This is a genomic window from Clostridioides sp. LIBA-2809, assembly GCF_056688965.1.
The window spans coordinates 4,136,054-4,146,895 of record NZ_CP197004.1 but is presented as its reverse complement, the minus strand read 5'-3'; the positions used below and the strand labels follow the sequence as shown (position 1 = coordinate 4,146,895).

The 10,842-nt window shown below is 28.5% G+C and carries 12 protein-coding genes, 1 rRNA gene and 1 other annotated feature; of the genes, 11 read left to right on the top strand and 2 right to left on the bottom strand.

What is annotated here, in order from left to right; translation table 11 throughout:
- Positions 1 to 70 precede the first annotated feature (70 nt).
- The 9 genes from rrf to ACTG44_RS19485 all read left to right on the top strand — a co-directional run bounded on the left by rrf (position 71) and on the right by ACTG44_RS19485 (position 7,133).
- Positions 71 to 187, top strand: a 5S ribosomal RNA gene (gene rrf / locus ACTG44_RS19525).
- A gap of 119 nt (positions 188 to 306) precedes the next feature.
- Entirely contained in the window at positions 307 to 498 is a 192-nt protein-coding gene (locus tag ACTG44_RS19520; protein ID WP_021386455.1) for a DUF378 domain-containing protein, read from the top strand.
- A gap of 179 nt (positions 499 to 677) precedes the next feature.
- Complete coding sequence (locus ACTG44_RS19515; protein WP_479921067.1) at positions 678 to 2,087, top strand: aminotransferase class I/II-fold pyridoxal phosphate-dependent enzyme; 1,410 nt, start codon at positions 678 to 680, stop codon at positions 2,085 to 2,087.
- A 141-nt stretch (positions 2,088 to 2,228) separates the two neighbouring features.
- Positions 2,229 to 2,918 (top strand): dTMP kinase, encoded by a 690-nt coding sequence (locus tag ACTG44_RS19510; RefSeq protein WP_021386466.1) that lies wholly within the window; start codon positions 2,229 to 2,231, stop codon positions 2,916 to 2,918.
- Positions 2,919 to 2,920: 2 nt separating this feature from the next.
- Complete coding sequence (locus ACTG44_RS19505; RefSeq protein WP_021386465.1) at positions 2,921 to 3,856, top strand: DNA polymerase III subunit; 936 nt, start codon at positions 2,921 to 2,923, stop codon at positions 3,854 to 3,856.
- Positions 3,853 to 4,746 (top strand): PSP1 domain-containing protein, encoded by an 894-nt coding sequence (locus tag ACTG44_RS19500; RefSeq protein WP_021386447.1) that lies wholly within the window; start codon positions 3,853 to 3,855, stop codon positions 4,744 to 4,746. Before ACTG44_RS19505 ends, ACTG44_RS19500 begins: the two co-directional genes overlap by 4 nt.
- 79 nt (positions 4,747 to 4,825) lie before the next feature.
- On the top strand, positions 4,826 to 5,572 hold the full coding sequence (locus tag ACTG44_RS19495) for a tRNA1(Val) (adenine(37)-N6)-methyltransferase (protein ID WP_079747087.1): 747 nt from the start codon (positions 4,826 to 4,828) through the stop codon (positions 5,570 to 5,572).
- Positions 5,573 to 6,406, top strand: coding sequence for a 16S rRNA (cytidine(1402)-2'-O)-methyltransferase (gene rsmI / locus ACTG44_RS19490; protein WP_021386462.1), 834 nt, complete (start codon positions 5,573 to 5,575; stop codon positions 6,404 to 6,406).
- Between the two features lie 22 nt (positions 6,407 to 6,428).
- The gene (locus ACTG44_RS19485) at positions 6,429 to 7,133 is read left to right on the top strand and encodes an HD domain-containing protein (protein WP_479921066.1); all 705 of its coding nucleotides are present in this window, start codon (positions 6,429 to 6,431) and stop codon (positions 7,131 to 7,133) included.
- Positions 7,134 to 7,320: 187 nt separating this feature from the next.
- Here ACTG44_RS19485 and ACTG44_RS19480 read toward each other — a convergent pair whose 3' ends face one another.
- Together ACTG44_RS19480 and ACTG44_RS19475 are read right to left on the bottom strand one after the other, a co-directional pair.
- Positions 7,321 to 7,749: an Lrp/AsnC family transcriptional regulator gene (locus tag ACTG44_RS19480; RefSeq protein WP_021386461.1), complete on the bottom strand. Its 429-nt coding sequence runs from the start codon at positions 7,747 to 7,749 to the stop codon at positions 7,321 to 7,323.
- Between the two features lie 36 nt (positions 7,750 to 7,785).
- Positions 7,786 to 9,216 carry a nicotinate phosphoribosyltransferase gene (locus tag ACTG44_RS19475; RefSeq protein ID WP_021386454.1) on the bottom strand — a complete coding sequence of 477 codons (1,431 nt, stop codon included), beginning with the start codon at positions 9,214 to 9,216 and terminating at the stop codon, positions 7,786 to 7,788.
- Between the two features lie 131 nt (positions 9,217 to 9,347).
- Here ACTG44_RS19475 and ACTG44_RS19470 point away from each other — a divergent pair, with 131 nt between their 5' ends.
- Positions 9,348 to 9,932: a nucleoside recognition domain-containing protein gene (locus ACTG44_RS19470; protein WP_044214044.1), complete on the top strand. Its 585-nt coding sequence runs from the start codon at positions 9,348 to 9,350 to the stop codon at positions 9,930 to 9,932.
- A gap of 15 nt (positions 9,933 to 9,947) precedes the next feature.
- The gene (locus ACTG44_RS19465) at positions 9,948 to 10,469 is read left to right on the top strand and encodes a spore maturation protein (protein WP_021386457.1); all 522 of its coding nucleotides are present in this window, start codon (positions 9,948 to 9,950) and stop codon (positions 10,467 to 10,469) included.
- A 65-nt stretch (positions 10,470 to 10,534) separates the two neighbouring features.
- Positions 10,535 to 10,783 (top strand) — a binding site (T-box leader).
- Positions 10,784 to 10,842: the final 59 nt, after the last annotated feature.

The window sequence follows — 10,842 nt, the reverse complement described above, 5'->3', positions numbered from 1 at the left end:
GTGCTAACTCTAAAGAAACTAGTATTACTAGATTCTAATAACTTAATAGAAATATTAAGCATAAAGATTATGTGGTTACAATAGCAGAGAGGATACACCTGTTCCCATTCCGAACACAGAAGTTAAGCTCTCTAGCGCTGATGGTACTTGGTGGGAAACTGCCTGGGAGAGTAGGACGTAGCCACGTAATTTTTTTATTTTTTGTAAAAAAAAACAAAAAATATGTATTTCTTTTTTCATTTCGGGAAAACTAAACACAGGAATTATGGACTATTATAAAAATTTAATTCTTGAGGAGTGATAGAAATGAAAAAAGTTGCTTTAATTTTAGCTATAATCGGTGCTCTTAACTGGGGAGGAATTGGTATCCTAGGTACAGATTTAATAGGTAGTATTTTTGGTGGAACATATGAAATGGTAAGTAGAATAATATACTTCATTGTAGGTTTAGCTGGATTATACTTAATACCAAGCTTAATGTCTGATGATAGAGAATAATTTAATTTATACTTTTATATTAAATACCTCATTCTAAATATTTAGGATGGGGTATTTAATTTTATAAAAATCTTAATTTGTATCTTTTTTAATGGTAAAATAGATAAGAATTGAAGTTTTTAAAAAGATGTATTATGAAAAAAGAAATACTATGTGAAAAAAGGAGTATTATATAATATATGTTTATAATTAATGAATTAAGTAAGATTGTAGATGAAGAAGTGATATCTTTTCATATGCCTGGTCATAAAAAGGGCAGAATTTATGAGAAATTAGGATATAGAAATGTATTAGAAAATTTGTATAAAATGGATACTACTGAAATATTAGGAACAGATAACTTGCATTCGCCAGAAGGGATTATAAAGAGTTCTCAGAAGAAAGCCTCAAGAGTATTTAAAAGCGATTATACATATTATCTAGTGAATGGAAGTAGTTGTGGAATACAGTCCGCGATAATGTCAGTGTGTACTCCTAAAAGTAAAATAATTGTAAATAGAGATTGTCATCAGTCTGTTATAAATGCATGTATTTTGGGAGATATAGATATAGAGTATATTTCTTGTGAGATAAGTGAAGATACGAATGTCTTAAAGGGAATATCCATAAATAATGTAATTGATGTAATAGATAAAAATTTAGATGCAAAAGCAGTGCTTCTTACATATCCTACATATTATGGAATGACATATGATTTAGAATATATTTGTAATTATGCACATGATAAAAAAATGGTGGTGATAATAGATGAAGCACATGGTGCTCATTTAGGTCTTAGTGATAGACTTCCTAAAACAGCTCTTGAGCAAGGTGCAGATATAGTTGTGCAGAGTACTCATAAAACACTTCCATCATTTACCCAATCATCAATGATACATATAAAAGGAAATAGAATTGACATAGATAAACTCTTAAATATGTTGAGAATCACAGAATCCTCAAGTCCTTCATATATATTGTTATCTTCTTTGGAATTAGCAGTAGATATATATGAAAATAGGGGACAAGAACTAATGAAAGAGCTTTTAAATAGAATTAGAGTTTTTAAGAATAATATTAACAAAAATATTGAGATATACGATACAAATGATAAAACAAAAATATTTATATCTTCTAAAAATATAGGTCTAACAGGTTATGAACTAGAAAATATTCTAAGAAATAAATATAATATACAAGTAGAATTATCTAATTATTATGGAGTTCTTTTAATATGCACGATAGGAAATAGTACTAATGATTTCAATAGTTTAGAAACAGCATTGAACAATATTGTAAAAGAAGACTTTAAATTTACAAAGTTAGAAAATAAAAAATATCCCACTCTTATTCCAAAGAAAATATTAACACCTAGAGAAGCATTTTATAAAACTAAAAAAAGTGTTAAAATATATGACAGCATAGGTAAAGTCTGTGGTGAGTGTATAGTCCCATATCCACCTGGAATAAGCATAATATCGCCTGGAGAAATTATCAGCAAAGAAATAATAGATTATTTAATATTCTGTAATTCTAAAGGTATGGTTGTAAGTGGATTAAAAGATGTAGATTTAAATTTTATAGAAGTAATAGATTTAGAAAATATTTAAATTTATAATACAAAGTTTAGAATTATAATGCGAAGTAAAAAACTTATAGTTGTAATAAGTAATGTATAGAATATTTATATAAAGTTGTCTAAATAAAAATTATATTAAAAAGTAAAAAGTGTTTGTATGGAGGAGATGAAAATGAAAGGTAAGTTAATAATTATAGAAAGTGGTTCAGATGCAAGTGGAAAGGCAACTCAGACAAAAAGATTATATGAAAGATTAGAAAAAGAAGGCTATATGATTAAGAAGGTAGAATATCCAAATTATGAGTCTCCATCATCTGCTTTGGTAAAAATGTATTTAAAAGGAGATTTTGGTAAAAATGCCTCAGATGTAGACCCATATATAGCATCAACTTTTTTTACTGCAGATAGATATGCTTCATTTAAAACCGATTGGGAGAAGTTTTACAATGAAGGTGGAATAATTATCGCAGATAGATATACAACTTCTAATATGGTACACCAGGCTTCTAAAATGGATGCTTCTGATAGAGAAGAATATTTGAACTGGTTAGCTGATTATGAATTTAATTTATTTAAGATACCACAACCTGATTGTGTTATATTTCTAGATGTCCCTATTGAGTTTAGTGAGAAACTTATGGAAAATAGAAAAAATAAGATTACAGGAGAAGAAGAAAAAGATATTCATGAAAGTGATATAGAGTATTTAAAGAAATCTTATAATAATGCTTTATACATAGCAGATAAATATAATTGGAAAAAAATAAATTGTGTTTCAGATAACGAATTGAGAAGTATTGAAAGTATACATAATGAAGTTTATGAAATAGTTCTTGATTCAATAAAATCTATGGAGAGATAAATATGTATTTTGAAAATATTATAGGGCAAAGTTTTGCAAAGAAATATTTAACAAATTCTATAAAGAAAAATAAACTTAATAATGCGTATATGTTTGAGGGAATAGATGGGATAGGGAAAAAGAAGTTTGCTGATGAACTATCCAAGCTGTTGCTTGACTATGTAAATCTAGAAAACAGTCCAGACTATGTACTCATAAAGCCAGATGGAAATAGCATAAAAATAGCTCAAATCAGAAGTTTACAATCAGACATAGTAATAAGACCTCATAAGGACTATAAAATATATATAATTAACAATGCTGAAAAAATGACTGTAGAAGCCCAAAATGCACTTTTAAAGACACTGGAGGAACCTCCAAATTATGCTATAATAATCTTAGTCACAAACAACAAAGAATCTTTATTAGAAACTATAAAATCTAGATGTGATATAATAAAGTTCTCACCTATACCAATGCAAGATTTAAAAAATTATTTGATAAATGCAGGTATAGAGGAAGAAAGAGCTCAACTGTTGGCTACTTTTTCAAGGGGAAGTATTGAGAATGCTTTAAATCTATCTCAGTCTACTGAGTTTTCAGTGATGAGAGAAGATATACAACAGTATATTCAAGTAATGTTAGATAAAAACATAGTAGAGATTCTAAACATACCAAATAATATGGAAAAATACAGAGGTAAGATTATAAGTTTATTGGATATTATGATAAACTATTTTCGAGATATTATCCTATTAAAAGAAAATGTTAATAAAAATATGCTAATAAATGTAGATAAGCTAGTTTTTATTCAAAATATGAGTGGAAAAATTAGTTATTCTCAATTGTCTAAGATTATTGATATAATAGAAGATGCAAAGAGTAAAATAAAGAGCAATTGCAATTTCAATATAAGCATACAAGTTATGTCTTTAAATATATACGAGGTGATTAAATGATAAAAATAGTAGGTATAAGGTTTAAAAGTGCAGGAAAAATATATTATTTTGACCCTGTTGATTTTAATATAGAGCAAGAAATGGATGTAGTTGTAGAAACTGCAAGAGGTTTAGAGTATGGAAAAGTAGTAGTAGGGCCAAAAGAAATGGATGAGAGCGAACTAGTTTCCCCTTTAAAACCAATTATAAGAATAGCTACAGAAGAAGATAAAAAAATATATCTAGAAAATAAAGAAAAGGCAAAAGAAACCTTTGAATTATGCCAACAAAAAATAAAAGAACATGAGTTAACAATGTTTCTAATAGATTGTGAATATACTTTTGATAGAAATAAATTGATTTTTTACTTTACAGCAGAAGGAAGAATAGACTTTAGAGAACTTGTAAAAGATTTAGCTGCTATATTTAAAACGAGAATAGAGCTTAGACAAATTGGTGTTAGAGATGAAGCAAAATCCATAGGAGGTCTAGGACCTTGTGGTAGAAAACTTTGCTGTTCATCATGGTTGGGTGATTTTCAACCAGTTTCAATAAAGATGGCAAAAGATCAAAGCTTGTCTTTAAATCCAACAAAAATATCTGGAATATGTGGAAGATTGTTCTGCTGTTTAAAATATGAGCATGATGTATATAGTGAGGCGATAGAAAAAATGCCTATTGTAGGTGCACTAGTGCAATCAGATGATGGAAAAGGAAAAGTTGTAGAAGTAAATCCTCTATTAGAGCAAATTAAAGTAGAGTTTCAGGATAAAACAGTAAAGATATATACAAGAGAAGAGATAAAAATACTTAGAGAGCCTAAAAAATGTGATGGCTGTGGCGGTAAATGCAAAGATAATGATGGATTAGATGAAGCCACACTAAGAGAGTTAAAGAAATTAGAAGATTAAATTTAAGGTAGGGCTTTTCCTACCTTTTTTAAAGCAAATAATACTTGAAGTTATTAATATTTGAGGAGCGTTTATGAATATGCAATTAAAAGATTCAGAAAGAATAGATGATTTACAATTAAAAGGTCTTAGACTTATACAAGATACTAATGGATTTTGTTTTGGTATAGATGCAGTTTTATTAGCTAATTTTACTAAAATAAAAAAAGATGCTAAAGTTGTAGACCTAGGTACAGGAACAGGAATCATACCTATTTTAATAGCAGGAAAAAGTGAAGCTAAAAAAATTATTGGTGTAGAAATACAAGAAGATGTATATGAAATGGCAACTCGTTCTGTAAAATTAAATAATTTGGAAGAAAGAGTTGAGATTATAAATGAGGATATAAAATCTATAGATAAAGTTTTAGATATAAATGGTTATCATGTAGTTACATCAAATCCTCCATATATGCATATCGATGGAATAAAAAATCCAAATGATAAAAAAGCAATATCAAGACATGAAGTAAAGTGTAATTTAGAAGATGTAATCAAAGCTGCATCTAGATTAGTTATGCCTAGAGGAAAGTTTTTCATGATACATAGGCCAACAAGGTTAGTTGATATAATAACTTTAGGGCGAAAATATAAACTAGAGCCAAAAGTTATCCAATTTGTACATCCAAGACCTAAAAAAGCACCTAATTTGGTTTTAGTTCAATTTGTAAAAGATGGAAGACCAGAGCTTAAAATATTAGACCCATTGTATGTTTATGGAGAAGATGGGAATTATACAAAAGAATTAAAAGCAATATATAATAATGAAGATATAGGAGAGTTATAGATGAGTGGGAAATTGTACATATGTCCAACACCAATAGGAAACTTAGAGGATATAACATATAGAACTTTAAGAGTATTAAAAGAAGTGGATTTAATTGCAGCAGAAGATACAAGACATAGTATAAAGCTTTTAAATCATTTTGAAATCTCAAAACCTTTGACTAGTTATCATGAACACAATAAAGATTCAAAGGGTGATTATTTAATAAATAAACTAATTGATGGCGAAAATATAGCCTTGATAAGCGATGCAGGTATGCCTGGGATATCTGACCCAGGAGAAGAAATAATAAAACAAGCTATACAAAACAATATAGAAATAGAAGTTTTACCAGGTGCAACAGCATTTGTAACTGCTTTGGTTGGTTCTGGTATGGATACACATAAATTCGTTTTTGAGGGCTTTTTAGATAGAGATAAAAAAGTTAGAAAAGGGCAACTAGAAGAAATAAAAGAAGAAAGTAGAACTATAATTTTTTATGAATCACCACATAGATTGAAGGATACACTAAAAGATATGTTTAAGATTCTTGGAAATAGAAAAATTTCCATAAATAGAGAACTTACAAAAAAATATCAAGAGATAATCAGAGAAGATATAGAAACTGTTATAAAAATATTTGATGAAAAAGAAGTAAGAGGCGAGTTCGTATTAATCGTAGAAGGATTTCATGGTGAAAAGTCAAAAAAAGAAGATTATGATGCTCTTACAGACAGAGAATATGTTTTAAAACTAATTGAAAGTGGTATGAACAAAAAAGATGCAATAAAAATAGTTTGTAAAGATAGAAAATTAAAAAAGGATGTAGTTTATAAACAAGTCCTGGATTTATAAAACCTGAATCTGAGGTGATTTTATGGAAATAGAAAAAATTATAATAGAGAGTTTAAAGAGAAAATATACATACAAAACGTTTGTAGAGCTAGATGAAAAGGAAGAACTAGAAAAAATAATACCTAAAGTAAAATGTATGAAGTCTGTAGGAGAATGTAAGTATCATGTTGTTAATTGCTTTGAACACTCTATAAATGCATTAAGAGAATTAGAAATAGTGTTAAATGATAAAGATTTTTTCCCAATACATTTAAGAGAACATGTATCAAATTATTTAAATGTATGTATTGGGGATGGTATAAATAAGTTACATGCACTAAAGTTAGGAATATTTCTACATGATATAGGTAAGCCTGATAGTATGACTTTAGACGAAACAGGAAGAGTTCATTTTACAAATCATGAAAAAATAGGTGCTCAAATAATAGACAATATGGGGATAAAGTTAGATTTATCAACAGAGACATATAAACTTATAAGCAAATATGTAAGATATCACATGATACTGCTGTCCTTGTATAAGAAAAATGATTTGAGTAGAAAAGAATTAATTAATGTATTTAATCTAGTGGATGAAGATACTATAGGCATAATACTTCTTGGATATGCAGATATAGTTTCTACAATAAAACTATTAGATAAAAGTGAAGAAGTGAGTGTATTAAAGACATATATGGAATACATTCTAACAAATTACTTGTATAAGAGTAATTATACGCATGTATAAATTTAGTTAACATAATTGAATTTTAAATGGTTAGATAAAGTTTAAAATATGTAGATTTCAAAAACATAAAAGAAGTTGTCTTTGTTATAAAATTATGAAAGACAACTTTTTTTATATCAAAAATTGGAATCTCATTAAGAATACTTAATGGTCTATTAGTCAATAAACCATTAGTATTTAACTTATATTACAATATTGATTTTGCTTGTATTGGTGTTGATAGTATAACAGAGGTCTTAGTAGAGCCTATTTTCTTTATAGTATCAATCACATTTTCTAATTCGTACATATCTTTTACAATGACTTTTAAAAGTAAGCAATCATCACCTGTTATATGGTGACATTCTACAATTCTAGGGTCCTTTCCAGCTGATTCAATGAACTCTGTATATCCATTACTTGGAAGAGAAATATGAATAAATGCCTTTATAACTCTACCTAATGAATCTGGGTTAACAATAGCCTTATACCCTTCTATAACACCAGATTCTTCTAATCTTTTGACTCTTTCTGAAACTGCAGGAGAAGTTAAACCAACTATTTTTCCTAAGTCCTTCATAGAAATTCTCCCATCATCCTGTAAAATTTCTATGATTCTATAATCTGTAACATCCATAAATAAACAGTCCCCCTTAAATAAAAATAATTAATGCTATAAAACTTTTTTAGAATCTATCATTTTTGTTTTTAAATACCAAAGATTTCTAGATAAATCAACCTTATAAATGTGTGGTTTTGAAAGTCTTTTGTATTGTTCCCAGATAGTACTTAATTCATATTGTACATGATTTTTTATTTCAAGAACAGGTTTTTTATTATATTTGCATATTCCTTTTATATACAATGGTTTAAGAAGCTCTTTAACTTTATAGTTTGTAAATATCTTCGTTTTCCATGTATATGTAGGATGGAAGATTTCTAAAGGTTTAGATTCATCTATAACTTCATCATGTAACATAATTAAATCTGCCTCTGCTTTATTGTCTTCGTTATATATTCTTATAACTTTCTTGTAACCAGGATTATTTATTTTCTCTGGATTTTCAGAAATTTTTATCTTAGGTTCAAGAGTTCCATTTTCACAAGATGCAGCTAATTTGTAAACTCCTCCAAGAGAAGGTGAATCGAAAGATGTAATGAGCTTTGTGCCTACTCCCCATGAATTTATAGTAGCTCCTTCTGCTTTAAGTGATGATATAGTGTATTCATCAAGGTCATTAGATGCAGTAATGCTAATATCTGAAAAACCAGCACTATCTAATTGTTTTTTTGCTTCTTTAGATAAATAAGCTAAATCTCCAGAATCTAGTCTTATACCCATAGGTTTGTATCCTTTTTCGGAAATATTTTTAAATACTTTTATTGCATTAGGTACACCACTGTTTAATACATCATAAGTATCTACAAGTAGTAAGCATTTGTCTGGATAAACATCAGCATATGCTTGGAATGCATCAAGTTCAGTATCAAATTTTTGTACCCAACTATGAGCATGTGTACCAATTATAGGTATATCAAACATTTTCCCAGCTAATACATTTGCAGTTCCAGTACAACCACCAACTACAGCAGCTCTAGCACCATATATACCTGCATCTGCACCTTGTGCACGGCGTAATCCAAATTCAAATACAGGGTCTCCTTGAGCTGCAAAACAAACTCTAGAGGCTTTAGTAGCAATAAGAGATTGAAAATTGACTATTGTCAACAATGCTGTTTCAATAAGTTGAGCTTGATATAAAGGTGCCTTAACAGTAATCAATGGCTCATTAGGAAACATGATAGTTCCTTCTTCAACAGCATATATATCTCCTGTGAACTTAAATTCTTTTAAAAACTTTAGAAACTTATCAGAAAATAAATTTAAGCTTTTTAAGTACTCTAAATCTTCATCTGAGAAATGAAGATTATCTATGTATTCAACAACCTGATCAATACCACAAACTATAGTATACCCTCCATCACAAGCGTTTTTTCTAAAAAACATATCGAATACAACAATGTCTTCGTGAATATTTTTTTCAAAATAGCCATTTAACATAGTCAGCTGATATAAATCAGTAAGAAGTGTTAGATTTCTCATTATTTCTCTCCTTAATTATTATTAAATATTAAAAATTATAAAAACTCCCACACTTATACTAAAACATAATATAGTACAACTTTCAAGTATAAAGTATTACCTAACTATCATAAAATTATTTAAAGAGGAGGATGATTAGGATAGGAAAAATATGGTTTTATATGGTATCAATAGGAATAATAGGAAGTTTGATTTCTAAAAATATGGGTGAATTAAATAAAGTTATATTAAGTGAAACATCAAAAGGTATAGAATTTGCAATAAGTCTAGCTGGTATAATGGCACTTTGGATGGGTGTAATGAATATTGCAAAAGAATCAGGTCTAATCGAAAAGATAGGCCAGAAATTAAATCCTATAATGAGAAGATTGTTTCCTTCTATTCCAAAAGGTCACAAAGCAATGTCTTATATAGTTATGAACATTGCTTTAAATATGCTGGGTGCTGGAAATGGTGCAACAGCATTTGGTTTAAAGGCAATGAGTGAGCTTCAAACTTTAAACAACAAAAAAGATACAGCAACTAATGATATGATTATGTTTATGGTAATAAATATATCATCTATACAAATAATTCCATTTACCATAATTAAATTAAGGATGGATATGGGAGCTCAAAATCCAAGTGAAATAATTTTTACAACCTTATTTGCAACCATTATATCTACAGCAATAGCGATAATAACATGTAAATTTTTTCAAAGAAGATATAGATAAAGGGGATGTAGATACATGGAAGTGTTTTCAAACTTACTTATACCAATAATAATTTTGTACATAGTAGTTTATGGTAAATATAAAAAAATAGATGTGTATGATAGTTTTGTAAAAGGGGCAATTGATGGACTAAAGGCAGCATGGGACATATTACCATATATAATAGGAATATTCCTGGCAATAGGAATATTCAAAACAGGTAAAGGTCTTGATATGTTAGAATGGTTATTTACACCAATAGCTAATATGATGAGTATACCAAAAGAATTAATAGGTCTGATAAGTGTAAAACCTTTATCTGGAAGTGGTGCTTTAGGTATGTATAGTGAACTTGCAAATAGGGTTGGAATAGGTAGTTTAGTAGAAAAAATGGGTGCTACAATTGTAGGTTCTTCTGAAACTATCTTTTATACAATGGCAATATACTATGGAAGTCTAAAGATAAAAAATACTAGGCATACATTGTCATGTGCTATGATTAGTCATGTCGCTGGTGTTATAGCAGCTGTTTTTATTTGCTATGTAATATTTGTATAATTTGTTGACAATGTGGGAAAAATTTTATAATATAGTGATTATATAGAAATAAATAGTAATATAAATTATAAGCTATGAAAAGAAGAGTAAATAAAGGTTTTTTCTATCAGAGAGCTAGGTTAGGTGAAAGCTAGTGTCAAAAGCTTTATTGAAGATGGTCTTGGAGCTTTTTATCTGAGCATATATGCTAGGATAAAACGGTTGGGCACGTTATAGTCTATTAAGATGTCTATAAAGTGAATTTCTACATTTCATGTGAAACATAATTATTATAGATGAATTAGGGTGGTACCGTGAATAATCTCGCCCCTATGTTAGCTCATAGGAGGCGATTTTTTATTATTTCAATGAAATATTTATAAAACTAGAACGA

Coding starts and splice junctions, on each gene's coding strand:
- ACTG44_RS19495 (WP_079747087.1), top strand. CDS start 4,826: ATGCAATTAAAAGATTCAGAAAGAATAGATGATTTACAATTAAAAGGT.
- ACTG44_RS19520 (WP_021386455.1), top strand. CDS start 307: ATGAAAAAAGTTGCTTTAATTTTAGCTATAATCGGTGCTCTTAACTGG.
- ACTG44_RS19515 (WP_479921067.1), top strand. CDS start 678: ATGTTTATAATTAATGAATTAAGTAAGATTGTAGATGAAGAAGTGATA.
- ACTG44_RS19465 (WP_021386457.1), top strand. CDS start 9,948: ATGGAAGTGTTTTCAAACTTACTTATACCAATAATAATTTTGTACATA.
- ACTG44_RS19510 (WP_021386466.1), top strand. CDS start 2,229: ATGAAAGGTAAGTTAATAATTATAGAAAGTGGTTCAGATGCAAGTGGA.
- ACTG44_RS19500 (WP_021386447.1), top strand. CDS start 3,853: ATGATAAAAATAGTAGGTATAAGGTTTAAAAGTGCAGGAAAAATATAT.
- ACTG44_RS19470 (WP_044214044.1), top strand. CDS start 9,348: ATGATTAGGATAGGAAAAATATGGTTTTATATGGTATCAATAGGAATA.
- rsmI (WP_021386462.1), top strand. CDS start 5,573: ATGAGTGGGAAATTGTACATATGTCCAACACCAATAGGAAACTTAGAG.
- ACTG44_RS19475 (WP_021386454.1), bottom strand. CDS start 9,216: ATGAGAAATCTAACACTTCTTACTGATTTATATCAGCTGACTATGTTA.
- ACTG44_RS19485 (WP_479921066.1), top strand. CDS start 6,429: ATGGAAATAGAAAAAATTATAATAGAGAGTTTAAAGAGAAAATATACA.
- ACTG44_RS19505 (WP_021386465.1), top strand. CDS start 2,921: ATGTATTTTGAAAATATTATAGGGCAAAGTTTTGCAAAGAAATATTTA.
- ACTG44_RS19480 (WP_021386461.1), bottom strand. CDS start 7,749: ATGGATGTTACAGATTATAGAATCATAGAAATTTTACAGGATGATGGG.